The 25,952-nt window shown below is 63.7% G+C and carries 25 protein-coding genes; 10 read left to right on the plus strand and 15 right to left on the minus strand.

Translation table 11 applies throughout. From position 1 onward, the window contains the following. Positions 1-16: 16 nt before the first annotated feature. The 3 genes from DVH29_RS04755 to der all read left to right on the plus strand — a co-directional run bounded on the left by DVH29_RS04755 (position 17) and on the right by der (position 2,947). Positions 17-625 (plus strand): ABC-type transport auxiliary lipoprotein family protein, encoded by a 609-nt coding sequence (locus DVH29_RS04755; protein ID WP_114645010.1) that lies wholly within the window; start codon positions 17-19, stop codon positions 623-625. Between the two features lie 114 nt (positions 626-739). Beyond that, positions 740-1,501, plus strand: a complete 762-nt coding sequence (locus DVH29_RS04760; protein ID WP_114645011.1) for a tetratricopeptide repeat protein — start codon at positions 740-742, stop codon at positions 1,499-1,501. A gap of 3 nt (positions 1,502-1,504) precedes the next feature. Continuing rightward, on the plus strand, positions 1,505-2,947 hold the full coding sequence (gene der / locus DVH29_RS04765; protein ID WP_114645012.1) for a ribosome biogenesis GTPase Der: 1,443 nt from the start codon (positions 1,505-1,507) through the stop codon (positions 2,945-2,947). A gap of 27 nt (positions 2,948-2,974) precedes the next feature. Here the strand turns inward: der and DVH29_RS04770 are convergent, their stop codons facing one another. From DVH29_RS04770 to rpsF, 9 genes are all read right to left on the minus strand, one after another. Continuing rightward, positions 2,975-3,706, minus strand: coding sequence for an SDR family NAD(P)-dependent oxidoreductase (locus DVH29_RS04770; RefSeq protein WP_114645013.1), 732 nt, complete (start codon positions 3,704-3,706; stop codon positions 2,975-2,977). Continuing rightward, positions 3,703-5,226: an amidophosphoribosyltransferase gene (purF, locus tag DVH29_RS04775; RefSeq protein WP_245944879.1), complete on the minus strand. Its 1,524-nt coding sequence runs from the start codon at positions 5,224-5,226 to the stop codon at positions 3,703-3,705. Before purF ends, DVH29_RS04770 begins: the two co-directional genes overlap by 4 nt. Before the next feature lie 150 nt (positions 5,227-5,376). Next, complete coding sequence (locus tag DVH29_RS04780) at positions 5,377-5,991, minus strand: CvpA family protein (RefSeq protein ID WP_158541561.1); 615 nt, start codon at positions 5,989-5,991, stop codon at positions 5,377-5,379. 169 nt (positions 5,992-6,160) lie between these two features. Next, positions 6,161-7,564 carry a DNA repair protein RadA gene (gene radA, locus DVH29_RS04785; protein ID WP_114645015.1) on the minus strand — a complete coding sequence of 468 codons (1,404 nt, stop codon included), beginning with the start codon at positions 7,562-7,564 and terminating at the stop codon, positions 6,161-6,163. 66 nt (positions 7,565-7,630) lie between these two features. Then, positions 7,631-8,764 carry an alanine racemase gene (gene alr / locus DVH29_RS04790; protein ID WP_114645016.1) on the minus strand — a complete coding sequence of 378 codons (1,134 nt, stop codon included), beginning with the start codon at positions 8,762-8,764 and terminating at the stop codon, positions 7,631-7,633. 73 nt (positions 8,765-8,837) lie between these two features. Further along, positions 8,838-10,328, minus strand: coding sequence for a replicative DNA helicase (locus DVH29_RS04795; RefSeq protein WP_114645017.1), 1,491 nt, complete (start codon positions 10,326-10,328; stop codon positions 8,838-8,840). A 193-nt stretch (positions 10,329-10,521) separates the two neighbouring features. After that, entirely contained in the window at positions 10,522-11,136 is a 615-nt protein-coding gene (rplI, locus tag DVH29_RS04800; RefSeq protein ID WP_114645018.1) for a 50S ribosomal protein L9, read from the minus strand. A gap of 122 nt (positions 11,137-11,258) precedes the next feature. Beyond that, entirely contained in the window at positions 11,259-11,513 is a 255-nt protein-coding gene (gene rpsR, locus DVH29_RS04805) for a 30S ribosomal protein S18 (protein ID WP_439331611.1), read from the minus strand. Between the two features lie 14 nt (positions 11,514-11,527). Then, positions 11,528-11,902, minus strand: coding sequence for a 30S ribosomal protein S6 (rpsF, locus tag DVH29_RS04810; RefSeq protein WP_114645019.1), 375 nt, complete (start codon positions 11,900-11,902; stop codon positions 11,528-11,530). A gap of 434 nt (positions 11,903-12,336) precedes the next feature. Here rpsF and fabD point away from each other — a divergent pair, with 434 nt between their 5' ends. From fabD to gmk, 7 genes are all read left to right on the plus strand, one after another. Then, entirely contained in the window at positions 12,337-13,284 is a 948-nt protein-coding gene (gene fabD, locus DVH29_RS04815) for an ACP S-malonyltransferase (protein ID WP_114645020.1), read from the plus strand. A 27-nt stretch (positions 13,285-13,311) separates the two neighbouring features. Then, positions 13,312-14,049: a 3-oxoacyl-[acyl-carrier-protein] reductase gene (fabG, locus tag DVH29_RS04820; RefSeq protein WP_114645021.1), complete on the plus strand. Its 738-nt coding sequence runs from the start codon at positions 13,312-13,314 to the stop codon at positions 14,047-14,049. A gap of 218 nt (positions 14,050-14,267) precedes the next feature. Further along, positions 14,268-14,504: an acyl carrier protein gene (locus DVH29_RS04825; protein WP_090595791.1), complete on the plus strand. Its 237-nt coding sequence runs from the start codon at positions 14,268-14,270 to the stop codon at positions 14,502-14,504. A 24-nt stretch (positions 14,505-14,528) separates the two neighbouring features. Beyond that, positions 14,529-15,791, plus strand: coding sequence for a beta-ketoacyl-ACP synthase II (gene fabF / locus DVH29_RS04830; RefSeq protein ID WP_114645022.1), 1,263 nt, complete (start codon positions 14,529-14,531; stop codon positions 15,789-15,791). Between the two features lie 146 nt (positions 15,792-15,937). Further along, the gene (mltG, locus tag DVH29_RS04835; protein ID WP_114645023.1) at positions 15,938-17,080 is read left to right on the plus strand and encodes an endolytic transglycosylase MltG; all 1,143 of its coding nucleotides are present in this window, start codon (positions 15,938-15,940) and stop codon (positions 17,078-17,080) included. A gap of 5 nt (positions 17,081-17,085) precedes the next feature. After that, positions 17,086-17,979 carry a YicC/YloC family endoribonuclease gene (locus tag DVH29_RS04840; RefSeq protein WP_114645024.1) on the plus strand — a complete coding sequence of 298 codons (894 nt, stop codon included), beginning with the start codon at positions 17,086-17,088 and terminating at the stop codon, positions 17,977-17,979. A gap of 34 nt (positions 17,980-18,013) precedes the next feature. Further along, on the plus strand, positions 18,014-18,658 hold the full coding sequence (gmk, locus tag DVH29_RS04845; RefSeq protein WP_114645025.1) for a guanylate kinase: 645 nt from the start codon (positions 18,014-18,016) through the stop codon (positions 18,656-18,658). Here gmk and rsmA read toward each other — a convergent pair. The 6 genes from rsmA to DVH29_RS04875 form a co-directional block, all read right to left on the minus strand. Then, complete coding sequence (gene rsmA / locus DVH29_RS04850) at positions 18,655-19,503, minus strand: 16S rRNA (adenine(1518)-N(6)/adenine(1519)-N(6))-dimethyltransferase RsmA (protein ID WP_114645026.1); 849 nt, start codon at positions 19,501-19,503, stop codon at positions 18,655-18,657. The two genes, gmk and rsmA, sit on opposite strands and share 4 nt — an antisense overlap. Further along, positions 19,500-20,489, minus strand: coding sequence for a 4-hydroxythreonine-4-phosphate dehydrogenase PdxA (gene pdxA / locus DVH29_RS04855; protein WP_114645027.1), 990 nt, complete (start codon positions 20,487-20,489; stop codon positions 19,500-19,502). The genes rsmA and pdxA overlap by 4 nt, the downstream gene beginning before the upstream one ends. After that, positions 20,489-21,403, minus strand: a complete 915-nt coding sequence (locus DVH29_RS04860; protein ID WP_114645028.1) for a peptidylprolyl isomerase — start codon at positions 21,401-21,403, stop codon at positions 20,489-20,491. The genes pdxA and DVH29_RS04860 overlap by 1 nt, the downstream gene beginning before the upstream one ends. Before the next feature lie 70 nt (positions 21,404-21,473). Continuing rightward, positions 21,474-23,732, minus strand: a complete 2,259-nt coding sequence (locus tag DVH29_RS04865) for an LPS-assembly protein LptD (protein WP_158541562.1) — start codon at positions 23,730-23,732, stop codon at positions 21,474-21,476. Between the two features lie 53 nt (positions 23,733-23,785). Then, positions 23,786-24,865 carry an LptF/LptG family permease gene (locus DVH29_RS04870; RefSeq protein ID WP_114645030.1) on the minus strand — a complete coding sequence of 360 codons (1,080 nt, stop codon included), beginning with the start codon at positions 24,863-24,865 and terminating at the stop codon, positions 23,786-23,788. Continuing rightward, a complete protein-coding gene (locus DVH29_RS04875) occupies positions 24,862-25,941 on the minus strand; it encodes an LptF/LptG family permease (protein ID WP_114645031.1) in 1,080 nt (359 codons plus the stop codon). Before DVH29_RS04875 ends, DVH29_RS04870 begins: the two co-directional genes overlap by 4 nt. Positions 25,942-25,952 lie beyond the last annotated feature (11 nt).

Raw genomic sequence — 25,952 nt, forward strand, 5'->3', positions numbered from 1 at the left:
GACAAGGACTAAAGACATGACGAAGGCTGTACTTGGACGTCGCGCGTTTCTGGCCGTTTCTGCGTTGGGATTGACCTCGACCCTGGCCGGCTGCATCGGCCTCGGAGCGACGGCGCCGGTTACGTATGATCTCACCCCCGGGGCGCCGCAACGGGTCACGCGGCGCTCCAACAGGATCGTCGTCGTGCGCGAACCTTCGACGATTGCAACCTATGACAGCGAGCGCATCGTCGTGCGGCAACCGGGGGGCATTCTGAGCTATCTCAAGGATTCCCAGTGGTCGGACAGGCTGCCGCTTCTGGTGCAGGCCCGGATGCTGCAGGCTTTCCGCGATGCCGGCGTCACGAATGTGGGCAAGCCTACCGATCCGGTGGCGCTCGATGTCATCTTGTCGACCGATATTCGCTCGTTCGAGCTCGATACCACGCCTGATGTGCCAGTCGTTCGGGTGGGGCTCAATATCCAGCTCGTCGACGACCGCAGCCGTTCGGTCATGGCCAGCCAGGATTTCGCGGCGCAGTTGCCGTCTCCCTCGCTCGAGCAACCGACCGTGGTTGCCGCCCTTAATTCCGCGCTCGACAGCGTGTTGCGCGAGGTCGTCGCCTGGACGGCGGCGAGGGCCTGACCGGCTCCCGATCATCACGCGAAAGTCGCTGCGAATCCGGGCTTTGTGACGATTGCATTATAGGGGGCGGGCCTCTATTGTCCGGCAAAATTCTGGACAATTCAGGTGCCTCGGATGAGTGAAGATTCCTTCCTGCGCGAGATCGAAGAAGAACTGCGCAGCGACAAGCTGAAGGCCTTTTGGCGGCGGTTCGCGCCCTTCATCATCGGCGGGGCCGTGCTGATCGTCCTGCTGGTTGCGGCGAACGAAGTGTGGAAGTGGTGGCGGAGTTCCACCGCCGCAGAGGCTTCGGATCGCTATTACGCGGCCGTGCAGATGCTCGACGGGGGCGATGTCGACGGCGCTCTTTCCGCCTTCGCCGATCTTGAGAACAACGGTCCGCAGGGCTATGCCATTCTCTCGCGTTTCCAGCAGGCTGCCGCGCTCAAGGAACAGGGGCAATTCGAGCAGGCCATCGCAGCTTATGATGCGCTGGCCGCCAGCCTCGACCAGCCGCGGCTTCGGGAACTGGCCTATGTCATGTCCGCCTATATCGCGGTCGATCATTTCGATGCCGCGGCCGTCGAAGCGCGTGTAGGGAGCATGACCGGCGAGGAGAACGCCCTGCGCAACAATGCCCGCGAAGCGCTGGGCCTTGCCTATTATAAGGCCGGCAATATCGAGAATGCGCGCGCGCGCTTCGAGGAAATTGCCGCCGATCCCATGGCCGCGCAAGACATGCAGCTGCGCGCCTATGTCTATCTGGAGCAACTGGCCTCGACCGGTGTCGCGGTCAGCAACGACATTGTGGAAGAGGTTGCGCCGCAGGACGATGCGGAGAGCTTCGAGATCGATCTGGATGCTCTTGGCACCCCCATGTCGCCGGTGGTCGAGTAATCCATGTCGGTCGTCGTCGCCATTGTCGGGCGCCCCAATGTCGGCAAGTCCACGCTGTTCAATCGGCTCGTCGGCCGCAAGATCGCCATCGTCGACGATACGCCCGGCGTCACCCGCGATCGCCGGGAAGGGACAGGCCGGATTGGCGAGCTGACCTTTACCCTGGTCGATACGGCCGGATACGAAGACGCCAATGACGACAGCCTCGAAGCCCGCATGCGGCGGCAGACGGAAATGGCCATCGCCGAGGCCGATGTCATCTTGTTCATGATCGATGCCCGTGCCGGCATCACCCCGACCGACGAGCATTTCGCGCGCCTTCTGCGCCGGGCCGACAAGGACATTCACGTCATCGGCAACAAGGCCGAGGGCAGGGCCTCGGAACCGGGGCTGCTGGAGGCCTACAGTCTCGGATTTGGCGAAGCCGTCCCGCTGTCGGCCGAGCACGGACTGGGGCTGGCCGATCTCTATTCCATCATCTCGCAAGCGGTGGACAAGGTGGAGGCCGAACAGGCCGAGGCCGCCGATTTCGACATGGTGCACAAGCCCGCCGTCGATGTGGACGTCGATGACGAGGAGGGGGAGGACCAGGAAGGCGATACGGCGCCCATGCGCTGGAACCCCAATCGCTATCTCAACGTGGCCATTGTCGGGCGGCCCAATGCCGGCAAGTCGACGCTGATCAACCGCATGGTGGGCAAAGATCGCCTGCTGACCGGGCCCGAAGCCGGGATCACCCGTGATTCGATCATGGTGCCGTGGGAGTGGGAAGGGCGGGTGATCAACCTGGTCGACACGGCAGGCATCCGGCGCAAGGCCCGGGTGCAGGGCAAGCTGGAAAAGCTCTCGGTCGGTGACAGCCTGCGGTCGATCCAATACGCCGAGGTCGTGGTGCTGCTGCTCGATGCGACCATCCCGTTCGAAAAGCAGGACCTTGCACTGGCCGATCTGGTCGAGCGCGAGGGCAGGGCGATGGTCATCGCCGTCAACAAATGGGACCTGATCGAAGACAAGAACGCCAAGATTCTTGAACTGCGCGAGCAGTGCGAGCGGCTCCTGCCGCAGTTGCGCGGCATTCCGCTTGTGACCATGTCCGGACTGCAGGGCCGCAATATCGACAAGCTGATGAAGGCGATCTTCGATATCGAGCGCACCTGGAACGTCAAGATCCGCACCGCCAAGCTCAATCGCTGGCTCTCCGCCATGACGGAGCATCATCCGCCTCCGGCGGTGTCGGGCCGCCGGCTCAAGCTGCGCTACATGACCCAGGCGAAGACGCGGCCGCCCAGTTTCATCATCTTCGCCTCGCGCCCCGATGCGCTGCCCAAGGCGTATCAGCGCTATATCGTCAACGGCTTGCGCCAGGACTTCAACCTGCCCGGCACCCCGATCCGGCTGTGGGTGCGCGGCGGCAAGAATCCCTATGTCGACGAGGACGGGAAATAGGCGCTGGGTTTCCTGCGCCAACGCGGCCTAAAGCGGCTCTTCGCCTTTGAGCACATCCACCCGCATGCCCGACTTGTCATAGGCCGGGGAGATGAGATCGACCAGTTTCGGCGCGATTTCGTCGGGTGCTGGCAGGGTCAGGGGATCTTCCCCCGGCATGGCCTTGGCGCGCATGGCGGTGCGCACCTGGCCGGGATAGAACACATTGGCCTTCACATTGGTGATGGCCATTTCCCCGGCATAGGATTTCACCATGGCATCGAGGGCTGCCTTGGACGCGGCATAGAGCCCCCAATAGGGCTTGGCGGACAAGGCCGCGCCCGACGAGACGAACACCGCCCGCCCGGCATCGGACTGGCGCAGCAGCAGGTCGACGGAGCGGATCAGCCGGTAGTTCGCGCCGACATTGACGGCGAAGACATTGGCGAAATCCTTGGGCTTGATGTGGGGGACGGGGGTCAGCACCCCCAGGGCCCCGGCATTGCCGATAAGGCCGTCGAGCTGGCCCCAGCGCTCGAAGATCGCCGCGCCGAGGCGGTCGATGGCGTCGCCATCGGTAAGGTCCATGGGGACGAGGGTCGCCGACGAGCCGGCGGCCTGGATTTCATCGTCAAGATCTTCCAGCCCTCCCACGGTTCGGGCGACGGCCACGATATGGGCCCCGCGCGCGGCGGCATTCTTGGCGGCGGCAAAACCCAGTCCGCGCGAGGCGCCAGTTACCAGCACCACACGGCCGGCAAGATCTCTGGTTTCGGTCATACGGCTTCCCTGAGCATGGAAATCTGCTTGGGGTCGTTCTTGTCACGCCCCTCGAGGTCGGTGAGCGGCGTCGGATAGTCGCCGGTGAAATAATGGTCGGTGAACTGGGGCGCCTTGGGGTCGCGCTTTTCGCCGCCAACGGCAAGATAGAGGCCATCGATGGACAGGAAGGCGAGGGAATCCGCGCCGATATAGCGGCACATATCGTCAAGGGTCGCGTATTGGTTGGCCAGGAGCTTGTCGGGGTCCGGCGTATCGATGCCGTAATAGTCGGAGTGGTAGATCATCGGGCTAGCGACGCGGATATGCACCTCCTTGGCGCCGGCATCGCGGATCATCTGGACGATCTTGAGCGAGGTGGTTCCGCGCACGATCGAATCGTCCACGAGGACCACGCGCTTGCCGGCAATCACCGCACGATTGGCCGAATGCTTGAGCTTGACGCCCAGGGCGCGGATCGATTGCGTCGGTTCGATGAAGGTGCGGCCGACATAGTGATTGCGGATAATACCGTATTCGAAGGGGATGCCGGATTCCTGCGCATAGCCCAGCGCGGCCGGGGTGCCCCCATCGGGCACGGGGACGATCACGTCGACATCGACCGGCGCTTCCTTGGCCAGATGGGCGCCCATATTCTTGCGCGCCGCGTAGACCGAGCGCCCGGCAACAACCGAATCCGGCCGTGCGAAATAGACATATTCGAACAGGCAGACGCGCTCGTGGCGCGGCTTGAACGGCTTGAAGCTGTCGATGGTGATCGAGCCGTCCTTCTGGATTTCGCAGACCACGACCTCGCCATTCTCGACGTCGCGGACGAATTTGGCGCCGATGATATCGAGAGCGCAAGTTTCCGAAGCGAAGATCGGCTTGCCGTCGAGCTCGCCCAGCACCAGCGGCCGAATGCCATTGGGATCGCGGGCGCCCATCAGCTTGGTCCGCGTCATGGACACCATGGCATAGGCCCCCTCGATGGCGCCGAGGGAGTCGATGAAGCGCTGCGCCGAACCGGTCCGCTGGGAGCGGGCGATGAGGTGCAGGACGACTTCGGTATCGGAGGTCGATTGGCAGATTGCGCCCTGCGCGATGAGGCGCCGGCGCAGGGTCAGGCCATTGGTGAGATTGCCGTTATGGGCGATGGCGATGCCGCCGACTTCCAGCTCTGCGAACAGCGGCTGCACATTGCGCAGCACGGTTTCGCCGGTGGTCGAATAGCGCACATGCCCAACGGCGATGTCGCCGGGAAGGCGGCCCAGGGTCGCCGCATCGGTGAAATGGTCGCCGACCAGGCCCAGATGGCGTTCGGAATTGAACCGCTCGCCGTCGAAGGTGACGATACCGGCGGCTTCCTGCCCGCGATGTTGCAAGGCGTGCAGTCCGAGCGCCGTCAGTGCCGCCGCATCCTTGTGGCCCAGTATGCCGAACACGCCGCACTCTTCATGCAGCGTGTCGCCATCGAGATCGAAAGCAGGTCCGGAAAGATGGTCGCTTGTCGCGCGGGATGCGTTCACTCTGTCCACCATGAATGCGATGATCTTGACGGTAAGCGGCATAACCGGCGGCATGCCGGAAAGAAAAGGCTATCCCGTCATTCAACCGGGGGCTTACGCCTCCGGTCATAACTAGTCAACATCTCCGCCGCCGTGCCAGCGTTCACCGCCATGTGAGCGCGATCAGACGGCCGGAGCGGCAGGGGCCTGGGGGGTGGTCTGTTCGATAGGCTCGGGGGGCAGTTCGGTGCCCACGGCCGCGTCGCCCAATTCCTCGACCGGACCGCCGCCCTGGAGCAGGTCGTTGACCTGTTCCTCGAGATTTTCCGGCAGCAAGGAGATCAATCCATCGCCCAGCGAGCGCAGGGTCGGCAGCGATTGTGCCTCGCCATACCACGGCAGATTGGGCGGATTGGCTCCCACGAGCCAGTCGGCAAAGATCACCACCACCACGGCGATCAGGATACCGCGCAGGGCGCCGAAGACAAAACCCAGGGTGCGGTCGAGCGGGCCGAGCTTGCTGTCGGTGATGAAGTCGCCGATCTTCATGGTCAGAAGATGCAGAACGATCAGCGCGACGATGAAGCTCACGACCACGGTCGCGATATTGGCCCATAATTCGTCGGCGACGAATTCCTGCGCGATCTGGGGCTGGTAGAAGAACATATAGGCGGCGAAGGCGGCCGCGCCGGCCCAGGTGACGAGCGAAAGCACTTCGCGCGTCAGGCCGCGCGCCGTCGCCAGCAGCGCCGAAATCAGAACGAGAATACCGACGGCAATGTCGAAGGCGGTCAGCATGAAAAGTCTCCAGCAAGCCCCGTATTGGCTTCGTTTAGTGGGTTTGATGCAAAAGTGAAACCCACTTTTGCCACTCATCCCCCCAATGCTTCATGCCCTAACGACTAATTATGGCAATGCCAAGCGGCGAGGGCAGAGACGTTTCATCTTCCACAAGAGTATAGGGCTGTCAGTCGACCCCATCGCCTTCCGCTACGCCGCGATCGCCTCCGGCCGCGATCCGGCCCACCAGTTCGGCAAGAGCGGAGAATTCATTGAGCGCGACGCCGTCCGTCCGGTCGGCGGCGTTGAGCTTTGCGGTATGCACCGAACCGAAACCCAGCTTAGCCGCTTCCCGCACCCGCAGATTGGCGTGCACCACGGGGCGGATACCGCCCGAAAGGCTGACTTCGCCGAAATAGACGGCGTCGGCGGGGAGGGGAGCATTGGTCAGGGAAGAGATCAGGGCCGCGGCCACAGCGAGATCGGCCGCCGGCTCGTTGACCTTCAATCCCCCGGCCACGTTGAGATAGATGTCGTTGGCGCCGATCCGCACCCCGCATCGGGTTTCCAGGACGGCCAGTACCATGGAGAGGCGCGAGGAATCCCAGCCCACCACGGCGCGCCGGGGGGTTCCCAGGGGCGAGGGGGCGACGAGCGCCTGGATTTCGACGAGCACCGGCCGCGTGCCTTCGACACCGGCAAAGACCGCCGAACCCGCCGCTCCGGAATCGCGCTGGTCGAGGAAAAGGGCGGATGGATTGGGCACTTCGCGCAGCCCCGATCCAACCATTTCGAAGACGCCGATCTCGTCGGTCGCGCCGTAGCGGTTCTTGACGCCGCGCAGGATGCGATAGGTGAGCGAGGTATCGCCCTCGAAATAGAGCACGGCGTCGACCATATGTTCGACGACCCGTGGGCCGGCGATCTGGCCATCCTTGGTCACATGACCGACCAGCACAACTGCGGCGCCGGACTTCTTTGCAAAGCGCGTCAGCGCCTGGGCCGATGTGCGCACCTGGGTCACCGTGCCGGGCGCGGAATCGATGCGTTCGGTCCAGCAGGTCTGGATCGAGTCGATGATGACCAGATCGGGGGCCTTGCCCTTCTCGACGGTGGCGAGAATGGTCTCCACATGGGTTTCGCTGGCCAGTTCGACCGGGGCGTCGGCGACCCCCAGCCGGCTGGCCCGCAGCCGCACCTGCGCGATGGCCTCCTCGCCGGAAATATAGACCACGCGCTTGCCCTGACGCGCCAGCGCCGCCGCGGCCTGCAGCAGCAGGGTGGATTTGCCGATGCCCGGGTCGCCGCCTACGAGGATGGCCGATCCCATGACGAAGCCGCCGCCCAGCACGCGGTCGAGTTCGCCATTGCCCGAAACGATGCGGACGGCCTGTTCACTCTCGCCCGAAAGCGGCACAAGCTCGACCGGCCGGCCCGACGCGATGGCGGCTTTGGGCCCGGCGCCTACGCCGGAGGAGGAGACCTCCTCGACAATGGTGTTCCACTCGCCGCAGGCTTCGCAGCGCCCGCCCCAGCGCGGGGTGACATTGCCGCAGGACTGGCAGATATAGCTGGTCTTGATCTTGGCCAAACCGATACCGACTCGCTGGAGGACGTAGAGAGGCTACAGCTAGCACATCTGGAACAAAAGAGGAACTTAGTCCAGCGATACCCCATCGGGGACGTTGACATAGCCGCGGGGGAACCGGCCGTTCAAGGTGGTGAGGATCTCGTATCCGATGGTGCGGGCCGCGTCGGCGACGTCATCGATGCCGATGGTGGGGCCCAGCACTTCGACCAGGTCTCCCGGCTGCACCAGGCCTTCGACATCGGTGATGTCGATCACCGACATGTCCATGGAAACGCGGCCCAGCACCGGAACCGTCCGGCCATTGATCGCCACGCGTCCTCCGATCTGTCCGCCAATCCCCGAGAGGGAGCGGAAAAAGCCGTCGGCATAGCCTAGGGCCATGATGGCAAGGCGGGAATCGCGCCGCAGGCGATAGGCCGCGCCATAGCCGACCGTCTCCCCGATCCGCGCGTCCTTGATCTGCAGGATGGGCACGTGCATGGAAATGACACCGGCCATGGGGTTGGGGCGCCCATTGATGGCGCGTCCGCCATACATGGAGATGCCGGGACGCACCATGTGATAATGATAGTCCTTGGACGCCATGAGCCCCGCCGAATTGGCGAGGGAGGCCGGCACATCCGGAAACAGGTTCAGCACCCCCTGGAACAGCCCGTTCTGCTTGCGGGTCATTTCGTGGGTGGGTTGGTCGGCACAGGCGAAATGGCTCATGATCATCTGCGGCTCGAAGCCCGACTGCTCGAGTTCGCGCTTGACCATTTCGGCCTCGTTCATGCGAAAGCCGACGCGGTTGAATCCGGTATCGAAATGCAGCGCGGCGGGTTCGGCCTTGCCCTGGTTGAGGCAGAAGTCGAGCCATTCGGTCAATTGGCTCATGGAGGCGAGCACGGGCATCAGGCCGTGAGCGGCATAGTCCCTGGCGGTGCGCGGCACGAGCCCATCGAGAACGAAAATGAACGCCTGCGGCAAGGCCTTGCGCAGGGCGACGCCTTCATCGGGCGTCGCGACGAAAAAGAACCGGGCGCCGGCCTTGTAGAGCGCCTGCCCAACCACCTTGGCGCCGGTTCCATATGCGTCGGCTTTGAGAACGGCGCCGGTCAGGGCCTTACCCGAGACAGTATCGAGCGCCTTCCAGTTGCGCACGATGGCGTCGAGGTCGATGGTGATGCCGCCGCCAAGTATTGTCCTAGAACCCGTCATGTCGGCCCACTGATTCCCATTCGCCAGTCTGGAGGTAACGCGAAATCGTGTGCATGGACAAGCAGGCGGCGGCTTACTCCTGTCGCGTGGGTAGATAGTCTTCCCGGGCCAGATTGGAAAAGCGGGTGAGATTGGCCTGGAAATGCAATTGCACTGTTCCGGTGGGGCCGTGGCGCTGCTTGGCGATGATCACTTCGGCCCTTCCATGCACCTTTTCCATCTCGGCCTGCCATTCGAGATGCTCCTGGGTGCCTTCCTTGGGCTCCTTGTTGCCGAGGTAATATTCCTCGCGATAGACGAACAGCACCACGTCGGCGTCCTGTTCGATCGAGCCTGATTCGCGCAGGTCGGCGAGCTGCGGATGCTTGTCCTCACGTGATTCCACCTGACGCGATAGCTGAGAGAGGGCGATGATCGGCACCTCGAGCTCCTTGGCCAGCGCCTTGAGGCCGGTGGTGATCTCGGTGAGTTCCTGCACGCGGTTCTCGCCGGCTTTCTTGGAGCCGGACAGCAGCTGCAGATAGTCGACGATCAGCAGATCGAGACCCTTTTGCCGCTTCAAGCGGCGGGCGCGCGCTGCAAGCTGGGCGATGGAAATGCCGCCGGTATCGTCGATATAGAGCGGCACCTGGGCCATCAGGTTGGAAGTATCGACCAGCTTGGCGTATTGGCTTTCGTGGATATTGCCGCGCCTGATGTCCGAGGACGAAATCTCCGCCTGTTCGGCAAGAATACGGGTGGCGAGCTGTTCGGCGCTCATTTCGAGCGAGAAGAACCCCACGATGCCGCCATTGACGGTCTTCATATGCCCGTCGGGGGTCGGCTCGGCCTTGTAGGCCTTGGCGACCGTGAAGGCGATGTTTGTCGCCAGCGACGTCTTGCCCATGGCGGGACGGGCGGCGAGGATGATCAGGTCGCTGCGCTGCAATCCGCCCATCAGGCGATCGAGATCGGTGAGCCCGGTGGCGGTGCCCGAGAGCGACCCGTCGCGCGAATAGGCTTCGCCCGCCATGTTGATGGCTTCGATCAGTGCCTGATTGAAACCCTGGAAGCCTCCGTCATAGCGGCCTTTTTCAGCCAGATCGAACAGGCGCTTTTCGGCTTCCTCGATCTGCTTCTGGGCCGAAGTCTCAACATCGGCGTTATAGGCGGTGTCCATCACCTCCTCGCCGATCAGGATCAGGTTGCGGCGGATGGCCAGGTCATAGATCGTTTGGCCATAGTCGGCGGCGTTGAGGACAGTGGTGGCTTCGGCCGCCAGCCGCGCAAGGTATTGCGCCATGGTGACGCCCTCGAGCAGGTCGTCGGGCAAATATGTCTTGGCGGTAACAGGGGTGGCAGTCTTGCCGGCGCGGATGATCTTGCCGCCGACCTCGAAGATCTCGCGGTGGATGGGCTCGTAAAAATGAGTCGGTTCGAGGAAGTCCGAAACCCGATAGAACGCCTCGTTGTTGACCAGAATCGCGCCCAGCAGAGCTTGCTCGGCCTCGATATTGTGCGGGGCCATCTTGTATTTTGCTTCGGGTTCAGTCGGGACGGGCGTCAGGCGCCTAGCGGCTTCCATCGTGATCGATCTGCGTGAACGTGGGTGATTGGCGTCTCTGTCATAAACGCTGCAGCGCACACTTCAATGCACGCTTATAGATTCGGCGCCATCCAGCAGCTATTTTGCGCCTGTGGAAAGGGATGGACAAGTCCGGGGAAAACAAAAGGCCGGGCACGTGGCCCGGCCTTGAATTTCAGGCGAAGGAGATCGCTTACGCGTCTTCCTGACGCTCGGCTTCTTCGGCGGCCTCGGCGGTTTCGCTGCCGCGATCGTCTTCGAGGTCTTCCTCGTCGACATCGGCGAGGGAAACGAAGGGTTCCGCCTCGTCGTTGTAGTCCTTGCGGCTGAGATCTTCACCAGCGGCCTGGCGCTCGGCTTCATCGGCGGAGCGGGCGACATTGATAGTGACGTTGACCGAGACTTCGGCATGCAGGACGAGCGGAACGATATGCAGGCCCACGGTCTTGATGGGGCCGGCCAGATCGACCTGGCTGCGCTCGACGTTTTCGCCATCGGCCACCAGGGCATCGGCAATGTCGCGGGCCGAAACCGAACCATAGAGCTGGCCGGTTTCACCGGCCTGACGCACCATGACGATGGCTTTGCCGTCGAGATCGGAGGCGATCTTTTCGGCTTCCGAACGGCGTTCCGCGTTGCGGGCCTCGATCACCTGACGCTGCGCTTCGAACTTGGCGCGGTTGGCGTCGGAAGCACGCAGCGCCTTGCCCTGCGGCAAGAGGAAGTTGCGGGCGAATCCGTCCTTGACGTTGACCTCGTCACCGATGGTGCCGAGACGTCCGATACGTTCGAGAAGGATGACTTTCATTTCAGTTCTCCAAATGCTGTCCCAGCTCCGCCTCGAGCGCGTTTCCTGTTTTGGAGACGCCGACGGAGCGGTTAGAGCGCCCGAACCATTCGGGCGCCCAACGCAGCGGATTGCAAATCCGCTTATTTCACCGCGTAGGGCAGAAGGCCCAGGAAGCGGGCGCGCTTGATGGCGCGGGCCAGTTCACGCTGCTTCTTGGCCGAAACGGCGGTGATGCGCGAAGGCACGATCTTGCCGCGCTCGGAAACGTAGCGCTGCAGAAGGCGGATGTCCTTGTAGTCGATCCGCGGCGCGTTGGCGCCCGAGAACGGGCAGGTCTTGCGGCGGCGCTGGAACGGGCGACGGGTCTGGGACTGGGTAAGATCACGAATAGCCATAACTCATCTGCTCCTTAGAACCGGCGGGGGCCACGGGGGCGATCGCCGCCCGGACGGTCGTCGCGGTCGCGCTTCTGCATCATCACGGATGGGCCTTCTTCATGCTCGTCGACGCGGATGGTCATGAAGCGCAGCACGTCTTCGTTGATGCGCATCTGGCGTTCCATCTCGGCTACGGCGGCGGCCGGAGCGTCGATGTTGAGCAGGGTGTAGTGCGCCTTGCGGTTCTTGTTGATGCGGTAGGACAGGGACTTGACGCCCCAATATTCCGAATTGGCGACCTTGCCGCCGTTTTCGACCAAAAGGTCGGTATAGGTCTTGGTCAGGTCTTCCACCTGCTGCGCGGAAACGTCCTGCCGCGACAGAAAGATGTGTTCGTAAAGGGGCATGGAATGCCTTTCTCTTTTCCAGATTCACTTGCATCGCCGACGCGGAGCCTCTTTGCAGCCCATGGAAAGGCAACAAAGGTTCTACTAAAGAGCGGGAACACGGGAGGCCGGATCACTTGCACTGACGATCCATTGCCGGCATGCCGACAACCCTCCGTTCAGCCCCCGGCCAAACGAATGCTGGGGTGATCTATATCGGGCGGCACGGGAATGCAAGGATTTCCTCAAGGATTGGGCTGGTTCCCCCGACCCTGATTCCGATCGGGCCGGGCTCGCCCGCCCACAGGATAAGATGCCGCCTCCGGCATGGTTGCCTTGACTTGACCCGAATTTGGAGGCACCTCGCCGCCAAAGCGCCGCATCGGCGCGCTTGCCAATCGGTGTGCCGCCGGTTCAAATTGCTGCAACGGCACACAAGGAATGCACGAGGTCTCATGAGCAAACCTGCTTTTACATTTCCCGGCCAGGGCAGTCAGGTCGTCGGCATGGGGCGCGATCTGGCTCAAGCCTATCCAGAGGCGCGGGCGGTGTTCGAGGAGGTCGACGATGCCCTGGGCCTGGCACTTTCCGAGATCATGTTCGAGGGGCCCGACGATTCGCTCCGGTTGACCGAAAACGCGCAACCGGCCCTCATGGCCGCGTCGATGGCGGTCGTGCGCGTCCTGGAAGCCAATGGCGTTTCCATCGCCGAGGCGGCCAGCTATGTGGCGGGTCATTCGCTGGGCGAATATTCGGCCCTGTGCGCCGCCGGCACGTTTTCTCTCGCGGATACGGCCCGTCTGCTCCAGACCCGCGGCCGGGCCATGCAGCAGGCCGTTCCGGTCGGGCAGGGCGCCATGGCCGCCATTCTCGGCCTCGAGATGGATGATGTGCGCGCGATCGCCAACGCGGCCGGCGAGGGATCGGTGTGCGACGTCGCTAATGACAATTCGCCGGGCCAGGTCGTGGTTTCCGGGCATGTCGGCGCGGTTGAGCGCGCCATCGACCTGGCCAAGGAAAAGGGCGCCAAGCGGGCGCTCCCGCTTCCGGTCAGCGCTCCCTTCCATTGCGCGCTGATGCAGCCAGCCGCCGAGGCCATGGAGGCGGCTCTTGCGGCCGTCGCGATGCAGGCGCCGGTGGTGCCGCTGGTGGCGAACGTCCTGGCGGCGCCCATCACCGATCCGGCGGATATCCGCCGCCGCCTGGTCGAGCAGGTGACCGGCATGGTGCGCTGGACGGAATCGGTGGCGTGGCTCTCCGGTGAGGGCGGCGTCGGCCAGTGCCTTGAAATCGGCACCGGCAAGGTGCTGACCGGCCTCGCAAAGCGGATCAACAAGGACGTAACCGCGCAAGCCATCGGCACGCCTGCCGATATCGACGCCTTTCTCGCGGCGCGCGGCTGAAACCCCAGAAGTGAAAGAAGTCCCATCATGTTCGATCTTTCCGGCAAGCGAGCCCTCGTAACCGGCGCCAGCGGCGGCATCGGCAGCGCCATTGCCAAGGCGCTGGCCAAGCAGGGGGCAGAAGTGGCCCTCAGCGGCACCCGCGTGGGCGCGCTCGAGGACGTCGCCAAGGACATCATCGGCAAGGCCCATGTCCTGCCGTGCAATCTCTCCGACCTCGATGCCGTCGATCGCCTCGTGCCCCAGGCGGAAGAGGCGATGGGCAGCGTCGACATCCTCGTCAACAATGCCGGCATGACGCGCGACAATCTCTTCATGCGCATGAAGGATGAAGAGTGGGACGATGTGCTCAAGATCAATCTCTCGGCGCCGTTCCACCTGACCCGTTCCGCCATCAAGGGGATGATGAAACGCCGCTTCGGCCGCATCATCTCGATCACTTCCGTGGTGGGGGTGGTGGGAAATCCGGGGCAGGGCAATTATGCCGCTTCCAAGGCCGGGCTTGCCGGCATGTCGAAGTCGCTCGCCTATGAAGTCGCCAGCCGCGGCATTACCGTCAACACCATTGCTCCGGGCTTCATTTCCTCGGCCATGACCGACGAATTGAACGAAAAGCAGCATGAAGCCATTCTTCAGAAGGTTCCGGCCGGCAGGCTCGGAACGGCCGAGGAAGTTGCGGCCTGCGCCGTGTTCCTTGCCAGTGAAGGAGCGGCCTACATCACCGGTCATACTTTGAACGTCAACGGCGGCATGGTGATGATCTAGCGCGGCAAAAGAGCTTGCTTCCGGCTGCTTTGGCGATATGGTCATGCCCAACAAAGTGTGATAATTGCGCCGGCACATTGTGGCTGGCCGGGCGGAAACAAGCGCGGAAAACCTTGAAATTCCGGTCATCGGGCAGCAAGAGCCGCAAGGTGAAACCCATAGCTGCCTTGAACCAATGCGTTAAACACGAACTCCAGTCTGTAAAAAAGGAAGACAGCATGAGCGATATCGAAGATCGCGTCCGTAAGATCGTGGTGGAACACCTCAACGTTGAAGCCGACAAGGTCACCGAAAAGGCCAGCTTCATGGACGATCTGGGCGCCGACTCGCTCGATCAGGTTGAGCTGGTCATGGCCTTCGAGGAAGAATTCGGCGTGGAAATCCCCGACGATGCCGCCGAGTCCATCCAGACGTTTGGCGATGCGGTCGCCTTCCTGACCAAGGCCACCGCGTAAGCCGGTCGTCGACAGGATATGAGTATGCGTCGCGTCGTCGTTACCGGCCTTGGCATCGTCAGCCCCCTTGGCGTCGGCCATGAGGTTGTCTGGTCCAATATTCTGGCTTCCAAGAGCGGCGCGCAGCGCGTCACAGACTTCCAGGTAGACGATCTGCCCTGTCAGATCGCCTGCCGGATTCCGATGGGGGAGACGGCGGAGGGGAAATACAACCCCGACGACTGGATGGAACCCAAGGAACAGCGCAAGGTCGATCCCTTCATCGTCTTTGCCATGGCCGCATCGACCCAGGCCCTGCGGGACTCGGGATACGAGGCCAAAACTCTCGAACAGCAGGAACGCACCGGCGTTCTCATCGGCTCGGGCATTGGCGGCATCGGGGGCATTTATGACGCCTCGATCACCTTGGCCGAAAAAGGCCCGCGCCGTATCAGTCCCTTTTTTATTCCCGGCCGGCTGATCAATCTCGCCTCGGGCTATGTCTCGATCGAGCACGGCCTCAAGGGGCCGAACCATTCGGTGGTCACCGCCTGCTCCACCGGCGCGCATGCCATTGGCGATGCGGCCCGGCTGATCATGCTGGGGGACGCCGATGTCATGGTGGCCGGCGGCGCCGAATCGCCGGTTAATCGGCTTTCCTTGGCTGGGTTTGCCGCCTGCCGCGCTCTTTCGACCGGATTTAACGAGACTCCGGAAAAGGCCTCGCGCCCCTATGACAAGGACCGCGACGGCTTCGTCATGGGCGAGGGGGCCGGCATTGTCGTCCTCGAAGAATATGAGCACGCCAAGGCGCGCGGAGCGCATATCTATGGCGAGGTGATCGGCTACGGCCTGTCGGGCGACGCGCATCACATCACAGCCCCGGCCGAAGACGGCAATGGCGGGTTCCGGTCGATGTCCGCGGCGATCAAGCGGGCTGGCCTCGCCCCATCCGATATCGATTATATCAATGCCCATGGCACATCGACCCCGCTGGGCGACGAGATCGAACTGGGCGCCGTAACCCGCCTTCTGGGAGATGCGGCCGGTTCGGTGGTCATGAGTTCGACCAAATCGGCCGTCGGACACCTCCTGGGAGCTGCCGGCGCCGTGGAAGCGATTTTTTCGCTGCTTGCCATGCGCGACAATATAGCGCCGCCGACCATCAATCTCGACAATCCATCGGTCGAGACGGTAATCGATCTGGCTCCGCACACGCCGGTGAAAAAGCAGATCGACGTCGTTCTGTCGAATTCGTTCGGCTTTGGCGGCACGAATGCCTCGCTGATATTCCGCAAGGTCGGCTGAACCAGCGCCCCACCTTGCGACGCTTGGCACTTGTTTTTGCCGGGATTGTTGGAGCATATGGGCGCGGCGTCGGCGGTTTGCCCGGCGTGATTCACACGGATTAACGGGCGGAAAAGCCCGCGACCTACGGGACGGAGCACGACCGCATGGCCGATCGCAAACGTAAGAAGCGCAGCTCTTCCAACGGATTTTTCGAAGCGCTCAACGGTCTGCTGACCCTGGTGCTGCTCGCCTTGCTCGGCATCGGAGCCTTGTTCGTCTATGGGATAACGGTCTTTAACGGCGAGGGCCCTTCCGATCAGGAGCGAACATTCGTCGTCGAACCTGGCAATGTGCTGGCGACTGTGGCGCAGCGGCTCGAGGAGCAAGGGTTCGTCTCCAACGCCGACGTCTTCAACTATGGCTCGCGGTTGCTGCGCCGCGGCGACAATCTGCGGGCCGGCGAATTCAACATTGCCGCCAACGCCTCGATGCACGACATCATTCGCGAACTGACCGAGGGGACCCCGATCCAGCATCAGGTGGTCATCCCCGAGGGCTTCACATCCTGGCAGGTGGTGGAGCGCGTCAATGCCGATCCGGAGCTGACCGGCAATATCGACGTGCTGCCGCCGGAAGGATCGCTCCTGCCGGGAGCGTATTCCTATCGCCGCGGCGATTCGCGGCAGTCGGTGATCGAGACCATGACCGCCGCAATGGACGCCGCGGTCGCCGAGGTCTGGGAGGGCAGGCAGGCCGACCTTCCGATCGAAACCCCGGCGGATCTCGTGATCCTCGCCTCCATCGTCGAGCGCGAAACGGGCCTGGCCAGCGAGCGGCCACAGGTTGCCGCCGTGTTCGTCAACCGTCTGCGCGTGGGCATGCGTTTGCAGTCCGATCCCACCATCATCTATGGCATCACGCTGGGCCAGAGCGCCCTCGGCCGCGGCCTGCGCCGCTCGGAGATCGACCAGGTCACGCCTTACAACACCTATCAGATCGACGGCTTGCCGGCTGGCCCAATCGCCAATCCCGGCATCGAGTCCCTGCGCGCGGTCGCCCATCCCGACGCGCACGACTATCTCTATTTCGTCGCCAAGGGCGCGGTACCCTCGGATGGTCACGTGTTCGCCGAATCCTATGCCGAGCACCTGCAAAATGTCGCCGCTTACCGGGCGATCGAGCGGCAGGCGGCTCAGGACGCCGCCGATGCGGAGGCGCAAGCCGAGATGGATGCGCTGGCTGCCGAGGAAGCCGCTGAAGTGGGCGACGCCCCGAGCGAAACGCCGGCTGAAGGCGAGGCAGAGTAAAGCCGATGGGGCAGCCTCTTTCCTCGATGACGGGCTTTGGCCGCGCGAGCGCCCAGGCCGAGAACTGCACGATCACCTGCGAGATCAAGTCGGTCAACGGCCGCGGCCTCGACATCCGCATGCGGCTTAGTCCCGGCTATGACATGCTTGATGGCGACCTGCGGCGGCTTATTGCCGAGCGGATCACCCGGGGCTCGGTCTCGGTGTTTCTCACCGTTCAGCGCCACAATAGCGCGGCGCGCCCAGTGATCGACGAGGTTGCTCTCGAAAGCGTATTGTCGGTCATCGACACGCTCTCACGCCGCCTCGACGCCAGAAAACCGTCCATCGAAGCCATATTGGGCCTCAAGGGGGTCATGGAAGTCGAGGAGCAGGCCTTGACGCCGGCCGAGGAACTCCACCTCAACGCGGCAATCCTCGATTGCGCCAAGGTGGCGCTCAATGCCCTTGTCGAGGCGCGGCAGGACGAAGGTCAGCGCATCGGTGCAATACTGGGGGCGAGGATCGATGAGATCGAGGCCTTGGCCGAGGCGGCGCGGCAGCATCCCGCCCGGACGCGCGAGGCGATATTGGGCCGCCTGCGCGAACAGGTCGTCAGCCTTCTGGACGCCGAGCGCGGCTTGAATGAGGACCGGCTGCATCAGGAAGCCCTCATTCTTGCCACCAAGGCCGATATCGCCGAGGAACTCGACAGGTTCACGGCTCACGTGAAGGCCGCGCGGGACCTTCTCGCTCGCGGGGGGCCGGTGGGGCGCAAGCTCGACTTCCTCTCGCAGGAATTCAACCGCGAGGCCAATACGTTGTGTTCGAAAAGCAATGATGTGAGTCTCACCGCCATCGGCCTTGACCTCAAGGCGGTGATCGATCAGTTACGGGAGCAGGTCCAGAACCTCGAATAGGTCTGGCGGCAGCAGGGCAGGGACAGACGCCGATATGATGGATTTCGAACGCCGTGGCGTCATGCTGGTGATCGCTTCGCCGTCGGGAGCCGGCAAGTCGTCGATTTCCCGTGCCTTGTTCGCACAGGATCCCAATATCCGCCTTTCGGTGTCCGTCACGACGCGGGCGCGGCGTACCGACGAGATCGACGGCACGCATTACCATTTCATCGACGTGCCGGCTTTCGAGAAGATGCGCGAAGCCGGCGACCTGCTCGAATGGGCCGAGGTCCACGGCAATTATTACGGTACGCCGGGTTCCAAGGTCGAGGAACGGCTTTCGACAGGCAAGGATATCCTGTTCGACATCGATTATCAGGGCACGCTGCAGCTCTACGAGAACTGCCGCGAGGACATGGTGACGGTGTTCATCCTGCCGCCCTCGATCGCTGAGTTGCGCGCACGGCTGGAGCGTCGGGCGCAGGACAGCTCCGGCACCATCGAAAAGCGATTGCGCAATGCGCGCAAGGAGATGGAGCACTATTCGGAATACGATTATGTGCTGGTCAATGAGGATCTCGAGCAGTCGGTCCAGATGGTGCGCTCCATTCTCGCCGCGGCGCGCCTGCAGCGCGGACGGCAGACGCGGCTCGACGGTTTCGTCGAAGACCTCAAGGTGCAGATCGACGCGCTTGCCTAATCTCTGAGACGGGCGACGGCGCGCGCCAGAGCGATATAGGTGGGAACCGGCAGGGTTTCGGCACGCTCGTCCCCCTTGAGTCCGGTCATGGCAAACAGGGCGTCCAGCGGCACGCCAAGCCCCTTGAGGCTCTGGCGGATCATCTTCCTGCGTTGTCCGAAGGCATGGCGCGTGACTTCCTCCACTGCGCGCACGGGCACGTCGCCATCCACCGGTCGGGGCACGAGATGGACCACCGATGAGGTGACCTTGGGGGGCGGTGTGAAGGCGTTGCGATCGAGGTTCATGACGATTCTGGCCTCGCTCCGCCAGCCGGCCAAGACGCCCAGCCGGCCATAGGCCTTGTCCTCGGGGCGCGCGACGATGCGTTCGGCGACTTCACGCTGGAACATGAGCGTGAGGCTTTCGAACCAGGCGGGCCAGGGCTCCTGGGAAAGCCAGCCGGTCAGAAGAGGCGTGGCGATATTGTAGGGGAGATTCGCCACGATCTTCGTGCGGCCATCCGCCAGTGCCGCATAGTCCACCTCCAGGGCGTCGGCGGCGATGACCTCCAGCTGCCCCCCCGGATAGGCCTCCGCGATCTGGGCCAGGGCGGGCATGGTGCGGTCATCGCGTTCTATGGCCACGACTTTTCTGGCGCCCGCCGCGAGCAGGGCGCGCGTCAGCCCGCCCGGACCGGGGCCGACCTCGATCACCGTGACCTGCGACAAATCTCCGGCGCTGCGGGCTATGCGGGCGGTGAGATTGAGATCGAGCAGGAAATTCTGGCCCAGTTCCTTTTTGGCACGCAGACCGTGCTCGGCGATGACCTCGCGCAAGGGGGGAAGGCTATCGATGGGGCTCATGCGATGGCGTCCGCCATGCGGATGGCGGCCAGGAGGGAATTGGGCGAAGCGGTGCCGGTTCCGGCCAGGGAAAAGGCCGTACCGTGGTCGGGCGAGGTGCGGACGATGGGAAGGCCGAGGGTCACGTTGACCCCGGAATCGAAGGCGATGGTCTTGATGGGAATGAGCGCCTGATCGTGAAACATGGCGATTATGCAGTCGTATTTGCGCCAATATGGCGGGTAAAAGAGCGTATCTGCGGACAGTGGTCCGACGATATCGAGGCCTTCTGCGCGGAGCCGGTCGAGGGCGGGGGCGATGGTCTCCACCTCCTCGCGTCCGATCGTTCCATCCTCGCCAGCATGGGGGTTGAGGCCGGCGATCGCGATGCGGGGGGATGCAACACGGAAACGGGTCGCGAGGTCGCGAGCGACGATCCGCACCGTGTCGCAGATGAGATCCCGGGTGATCGCCCGGGGGACGTCGGCCAAGGGAATGTGAATGGTCAGCGGGACAGTGCGCAGATCCTCATGGGCCAGCATCATTACCGGCAGGGGTGCATCGCAGAGGGCGGCGAGGAATTCAGTGTGGCCGGGATATTCGAACCCGGCTCCATACAGAACCGCCTTGTGGATCGGCGCGGTGACGAGGCCGCGGAACGCTCCGTCCTCGATGGCCTCCACGGCGCGGGCGATGGCGCCCACGACGACCGGCGCGGCATTGGGATCGGGCGTGCCGGGCGTATCCTCCACATCGCCGTCGATGGCGATGACGGGCAGGGCGGTGTCGAAGGCCGAAACCACCTCTTCTGCCGTGACCGGCTCGATTCTTATATCCAGCCCCAGGCGGCGGGCCCGTTGCGCGAGGAAGCCGGCATGTCCGAAGACGCCGAACACCGGCAATCCCAGGGATTGCCGGTCGGCATAGAGCTGCAGGATGAGATCGGGCCCGACTCCCGCCGGTTCGCCCATAGAAATGGCGAGTGGGAGCGCCGGGCCCTTGCGCATCAGCGGCGGGTGATGTTGGCGGCGGCCATCAGGCGCTGGAGATAGGCTTCCGCCTCGGTCTGCAACGCATCAGAGCCTTCTTCCTGACGCAACTGCTCGGTGAGGAAGGTGAGGTCGCGCGCTTCCGCCTTCTCGCAGATCGCCATCATCGAGACGCCGCCATCGACGACGCGGGGCGAGGAAATCTGCCCGACGGTCAGCCCGGCCAATTCGCGCGCCAGCGCTTCCGGCAACTGGGTGGCGTGACGGCGGCCCACATCGCGAACGGCCGCGTCGGTGAACTGGATGGCGAGGTCAACGGCGGCATCGCAGCCGGCGAACCGGTTGCGGTACTGGTTCGCCTCCGCCGTCCGGCGCGAGGCGGAAATGCCCGACCCCTGCGGGATCACGAACAGGACTTCCTTGAGAATATAGTCGAAATTCATCGCAGCCGTGACCTGCTGGGCGGCCTGCATTTCGAGGTCGAGCTCGGAAAGCTGGATACGGCCGCGCAGCACCTGCTGCACCACCTGCTGCCAGGCAAGGGCGGCCCGCAGCCGGTCCTTGAGCGCCTGGGGATTCACACCGTTCTGCGTCAGGAGATTGGTGAGATTGGCCGAACTCGAGCGCATGTTGGAGGCGATGTTGGCGAAAGCGGACTCGACCTGCTGATCGCTGACCGATACGCCGATCCGCTGCGCCTCGGCGAGCTTGACCTGATCCTCGATCAACTGCTCGGTGGCAAGCTGGGTGCGATTGCCGCCCTGGCCCTCGATGCGCAGCAACTGGGCGCGCTCGGCGATCTGCTGGTCGGTGATCGGGACGCCATTCACGGTCACCCGAACCGTCTGGGCCTGTACGGCGAATGCCATCAGCACGAAGCCAAGCGCGAGGCACAGGCCAGCCGTCCGCATTCCGAGCCACTGTCTCATCATTGTCTGCTCCCGAGGCAAAGTCCTTGCCCGTCCTCTATCACAAATACGGCCAAATTCGGCAGGGAAAACCTCAATCCTCGCCGAAGTCGTAATCGAATCCGGCCACGTTGCGCGTGCCGGCGGTGCTCAGGCGGAATTGGACGGCGACGGCGAAGTCGTCGGCCCAATTGCCGACCGGCCCGTTGAAGCGCGCGCCAATGCCATAGGCGAGAAACCGGTCGTCATATTCCACGGAGGCCGTGGTCTTGATCAATTCGTCGCCGATGAGATCGTAGGACACGCCGGTCCTCACCGTCCAGTAGTCGGCGACGGGAATGCCGAGCTCGACGCCGATATCCTGGCGGCTCTCGGTCACGCCCAGGGCCGGAACCGGACCTGCCCAGGCATAGGTGCCTGACAGGGAATAGCCATCGACCGATGCCGAAAGCCGCCCATTGACCGCGGGAAACGCCCCGGTCTCGGGATCGAACTGGACGCGGGCGCCGCCGGAGAGGCCGCCATAACCGGCTTCGAGACTGCCGACGACGAAAGACGCGGGCCGATCGAGACTGCTGCCCAACCCGGCGGGCGAGCCGTCACCGCTCGCCACCCCGTTGGGGCCGGCGAGGTGATAGGATTGCCCCAGGGCGGCGGTGAGCCAGCCGCCCGCGTCGAAACTCGTGGTCAGCATCGCGCCGACATTGGATTTGAGGCCGGTCTCCTGCCGGTCGCTGCCGCCAAAACGGTCGTAATCGAACAGGCTCGCCGTATCGAGGACGAGGCTCTGGGAATCGTTGTTGATGATGCCGGGGTCTGTCGGTCCGCCGCGATAAACCAATTGTGCGATCGGTTCGATGACCGTGGTCGCGCCGCTGGTGCGCGCCATCAGCGGATAACGGACGTCGAGCGCTGCGATCGGGGTGGCCGAAAAGAGGGTTTGCGCGGCCGGTGCGCCCGGATGGGTGCTGGCGCCATCATAGCTGGCGCCGTCGCCGCGCAGCCCCAGATAGGGGGTCACGGCAAATCCGCCGGGCACGATATACTGGTTGGTCCAGCTCGCCTGCATCATGGCGTGGACGGACTGCCCCTCATGGCCGAACACATAGCCCGATCCGGTATGGTCGGCGGCCCGCGACAGCCCCAGCAGCCGCCCGGCGAGCTCGATCCGTCCCGCATCGTCGCCCAATTCGATCACCCGGTCGAATTCGGCATTGGGATGGGTGAGGGCCTGCCGGTCGGAATCGGCGTCGTACTGGGCCCAGCTGGTATAATCGTCATCGACCGGGACGAATTGCTCGATGCGGATATCGGCATAGGTGTCGCCATCGAGATGGCGGGCATAGATCTCGTTGGTCTGGAAGTCGTCGGACGCGATGCGGTAGTCGACCAGATAGCCGGGATCGGTGAAGGCGGTGTAGGACCAGCCCAGGGTCCAGGTCTCGAGCCCGGTGAAGGCCCCGCTCGTCTGCAGCGCGCCGCGCACCTTCCGTGCGCCAAGGGTGTCGACGCCGGCATCGGTGCGGTAGGCGTCGGGATTGAGCTGATAGACGCCCGAAGTCGCCACACCATAGCGCAGTGCGCCGATTTCCTGCTGCCAGTCGACCGAGAGGCCGACGCCCTGATTGGTGTAGATCGACGGGGTCAGCGCGAGGCGCCCATCGGCCACTGGATAGGTGAAGAAGGGCAGGGAGATGCCGACGCCATATTTGCGGTCATAGCTGAGGATCGGCAGGTCCAGCCCCTCGTCGGTGGAGAGGGTGAGATGGGACAGCGAAACGACCGTATGGCCGAGCAGTTGCAGCGAGGGCTGCTCGAAATAGATCACCCGTTCGGCTTCGTCGGTGATGATCCGCGCCGCCTTGATCGACCAGCCGATGCGGTTGCCGTTGGCGTCGATGCATGTGCCGCAGGGGGCATAGGTGCCATCGTCGAAAACCCTCTGCACGCCTTCTCTGAACCGCGTGCTGGCGGCGGAAAAATGGCTCCCGTCAGGGAAAGCGGCGGTGAGGGACTGGATGAAGCCTTCCCGGAAGCCGTCTTCCAGCTCGACCCGGTCGGCTACATATTCGATCCCGTCGGGATCGACGACGGCGACGTTGCCGATCAGTTCCACCCGGCCGGAGGATTGATGGTAGACGGCCCGGTCGGCCGTGGCGCGAAAGCCTTCGAAGCTGATGCCCACATTGCCGTTGGCGACAACGGTGTCATTGGTCTCGTTGAAGACCAGCGTATCGGCGGCGACGGCCATCTGGCCCGCGGCGCCCGAAGGAATCTGGGAAAAGAAATTGGCCGGAATGATCTGTTGCGCAGCAGCGGAAGGGGACAGGGCCAGCAGAATCGCAGTGGCCACTCCGCCGAGCAGGGTTTGACGGACAACGGTTTTCCCAAAGGGTGGTTTGGTCATCAAACGCGCCCATCTTCCCTACGCAGGATCACGGTAAGCCCGATGACAATGGCAATGAGGGCCGGCCCCCATGCCGCAGCAATCGGATCGAGGACACCGGCCGACCCAGCCCGGTCGGCCATTTCCGTGATCAAGAATATAAACAGACCCAGGGCGATGCCCTGGACGATCGTGAATCCATAATGCCCCGCTCTTCGATAACCGGCGGTAAAGGCAAACGCAATCAGCAAGGAGCCCACAAGGACGAAGGGCATGGCATTGAGCTTCTGGAAACGCGTTTCGGCCGCCGCCCGCGCGAAGGGATCGCCGATCCCGTTGCGCAGTGCCGTGCGCAAGGTGAACCACGACATGTCCTCAGCGGTCCCCAGTTGCAGGCTGAGTTCGGAGGCCCTTGCATCAGTGGGAATGGTCAGTTCGGAAAACGGCCGGGGCGGCGTGTCGATATCGAGGAGCACGCCATTGGTGAGTCGCCATTGCCCGGCCTCGAGCTGCGCGCGTTCGGCATGAATGCGGGTGCCGTTGATCCGCTCGGGACTGTAGCGCAGCACGGTCACGTCGGAAAGGTCGGTCCCCTGGCCATAGACGTTGCGCGCGAACAGCTTGAAATTGCCGTCCGTGCCGGTCTGATCGAACCAGGTTTCGCGATTCTGCACGCCATAGGCGCGGCCCCAGCCGATCTGGGCGGCGTCGAGGCCCTGATAGAGGCGGATGGCGACGCTGTCGACCACGGTGGTGGTCACGACGCCAGCCAGCAGGATCATGAGGATGGGCAGGCGGAGCAGGGCCCAGATCGAGCGCCCCGAGGCCGAGGCGATGACCATCTCGCGGTTGGAGTGCAGGTCGATCAGCCCCAGGATGGCGCCGATCAGGACCGTCACCGGCAGGCCGAGCAGGCTCCAGCGCAGCGCGCTCAGGAAAGCGAGGAAGGTCGCCGTCCACGGCCCGGCCAGTTGTGCCGTCTGGTTGAAACGGCCGGTATCGAGGAATTCGACGAGCAGGATGATGCCGAAGAAAATCCCCACCACCAGCCCGATGCGGCTGGCGAGCCGGATGCAGATGAGACGTCCGATCCGGCTCATGGCGCCCGCCTCCAGCGCGGCAGGATGAAGGCCCAGCGCAAGCGGGCGTAGAAGATCGCGGCGGCAACAAGGAGCAGCAGGCTGGGCGCGACGTAATGCGCGGCGCCGCCGCCCGAAAAGGCGCTGACGGCCTGCTCGGCAAAGGCGACGAGAAGCAGGACGAGTTCGACTGGCACGCTACGCCCGCTGCGGCGTCCATCGGGGAAAGCGCAGATGGCCGCCGCGAGGGCGCAGAGCGCCAGGGTGCGGATGGTATCGGCGAGCCTTTCGTGCAGGGTGCGGACAGTCCTGCCGGTGGCCTCGCCGGAGAGGATCTGGGCAAAAAGCGTGAGGCTGTCGGCCTGGTCGATCCCGCGGCTGACGGCCGCCGCGTCAAGGAGGCTTGCGAGGCTGATATGGTATTGGGTGAAGCGGATCTGGCTCAGGCTGCCCTGATCGGCGCTCTCATACTGGATGGCGCCATTGTTGAGGACCAGCTGGTAGCCGTCCTCGTCCTGGAACACGGCGGCGGTCTGGGCGAAATAGGTGCGCCGGGTGGGGTTGGTGGTATCGTCGAAGAAGAAGTCGACAAGCGTTCCGTCGCTGCGGCGGGCCGAGATGGAAAACACCAGCCCGTCCTCGACCTGGGTAAAGCGGCCCGGCACTAGGGCGCGGCCCACGATATCGGCGGCGATCTCGGCCGACCAGTCGGCCGACGCGCGCCGGGCATTGGGCTCGATGATATTGGTGACCAGCGTCACGCCCGCCGTGCCGATCAGGATGAAGGCGGCGATGCCCTTCCACAGCGATCCGGTCTTCTGGGTCACATGGATGGTGTGCAGTTCGCGCGAGGCCTGCAGCGCGCGCAGCCCGCGGGCGAGGCCGATGGCAAAGCAGACATAGAGGATCGAGCGCGCGAAGGTCGGGGTGGTGAGGGCGCTCTGGCCCATCAGGGTCAGCAGGTTCTGCCCCTGGGCCGCGACGAGATCGAAGAGCCGCAGCAATTGCATCAGCCAAATGAGGACGCCCCCGGCGATGAAGATGGTGAGCGCCTGGGCAAAGAACTGACGTTGCAGATAGAGTGCGAGTCGATCCATGATTCCGTTTC

The organism is Pelagibacterium lacus, from assembly GCF_003345525.1.
GTDB lineage: Bacteria > Pseudomonadota > Alphaproteobacteria > Rhizobiales > Devosiaceae > Pelagibacterium > Pelagibacterium lacus.

What these genes read in the sequence shown, in the direction of transcription:
- purF (WP_245944879.1), bottom strand. Translation starts at nt 5,226, where the DNA reads ATGGTGGACAGAGTGAACGCATCCCGCGCGACAAGCGACCATCTTTCC.
- alr (WP_114645016.1), bottom strand. Translation starts at nt 8,764, where the DNA reads ATGACGGGTTCTAGGACAATACTTGGCGGCGGCATCACCATCGACCTC.
- DVH29_RS04770 (WP_114645013.1), bottom strand. Translation starts at nt 3,706, where the DNA reads ATGACCGAAACCAGAGATCTTGCCGGCCGTGTGGTGCTGGTAACTGGC.
- mltG (WP_114645023.1), top strand. Translation starts at nt 15,938, where the DNA reads ATGGCCGATCGCAAACGTAAGAAGCGCAGCTCTTCCAACGGATTTTTC.
- DVH29_RS04780 (WP_158541561.1), bottom strand. Translation starts at nt 5,991, where the DNA reads ATGCTGACCGCCTTCGACATTGCCGTCGGTATTCTCGTTCTGATTTCG.
- DVH29_RS04870 (WP_114645030.1), bottom strand. Translation starts at nt 24,865, where the DNA reads ATGAGCCGGATCGGACGTCTCATCTGCATCCGGCTCGCCAGCCGCATC.
- fabD (WP_114645020.1), top strand. Translation starts at nt 12,337, where the DNA reads ATGAGCAAACCTGCTTTTACATTTCCCGGCCAGGGCAGTCAGGTCGTC.
- fabG (WP_114645021.1), top strand. Translation starts at nt 13,312, where the DNA reads ATGTTCGATCTTTCCGGCAAGCGAGCCCTCGTAACCGGCGCCAGCGGC.
- DVH29_RS04840 (WP_114645024.1), top strand. Translation starts at nt 17,086, where the DNA reads ATGGGGCAGCCTCTTTCCTCGATGACGGGCTTTGGCCGCGCGAGCGCC.
- gmk (WP_114645025.1), top strand. Translation starts at nt 18,014, where the DNA reads ATGATGGATTTCGAACGCCGTGGCGTCATGCTGGTGATCGCTTCGCCG.
- fabF (WP_114645022.1), top strand. Translation starts at nt 14,529, where the DNA reads ATGCGTCGCGTCGTCGTTACCGGCCTTGGCATCGTCAGCCCCCTTGGC.
- rplI (WP_114645018.1), bottom strand. Translation starts at nt 11,136, where the DNA reads ATGAAAGTCATCCTTCTCGAACGTATCGGACGTCTCGGCACCATCGGT.
- rpsR (WP_439331611.1), bottom strand. Translation starts at nt 11,513, where the DNA reads ATGGCTATTCGTGATCTTACCCAGTCCCAGACCCGTCGCCCGTTCCAG.
- DVH29_RS04795 (WP_114645017.1), bottom strand. Translation starts at nt 10,328, where the DNA reads ATGGAAGCCGCTAGGCGCCTGACGCCCGTCCCGACTGAACCCGAAGCA.
- DVH29_RS04760 (WP_114645011.1), top strand. Translation starts at nt 740, where the DNA reads ATGAGTGAAGATTCCTTCCTGCGCGAGATCGAAGAAGAACTGCGCAGC.
- DVH29_RS04875 (WP_114645031.1), bottom strand. Translation starts at nt 25,941, where the DNA reads ATGGATCGACTCGCACTCTATCTGCAACGTCAGTTCTTTGCCCAGGCG.
- rsmA (WP_114645026.1), bottom strand. Translation starts at nt 19,503, where the DNA reads ATGAGCCCCATCGATAGCCTTCCCCCCTTGCGCGAGGTCATCGCCGAG.
- DVH29_RS04825 (WP_090595791.1), top strand. Translation starts at nt 14,268, where the DNA reads ATGAGCGATATCGAAGATCGCGTCCGTAAGATCGTGGTGGAACACCTC.
- der (WP_114645012.1), top strand. Translation starts at nt 1,505, where the DNA reads ATGTCGGTCGTCGTCGCCATTGTCGGGCGCCCCAATGTCGGCAAGTCC.
- pdxA (WP_114645027.1), bottom strand. Translation starts at nt 20,489, where the DNA reads ATGCGCAAGGGCCCGGCGCTCCCACTCGCCATTTCTATGGGCGAACCG.
- rpsF (WP_114645019.1), bottom strand. Translation starts at nt 11,902, where the DNA reads ATGCCCCTTTACGAACACATCTTTCTGTCGCGGCAGGACGTTTCCGCG.
- DVH29_RS04860 (WP_114645028.1), bottom strand. Translation starts at nt 21,403, where the DNA reads ATGATGAGACAGTGGCTCGGAATGCGGACGGCTGGCCTGTGCCTCGCG.
- DVH29_RS04755 (WP_114645010.1), top strand. Translation starts at nt 17, where the DNA reads ATGACGAAGGCTGTACTTGGACGTCGCGCGTTTCTGGCCGTTTCTGCG.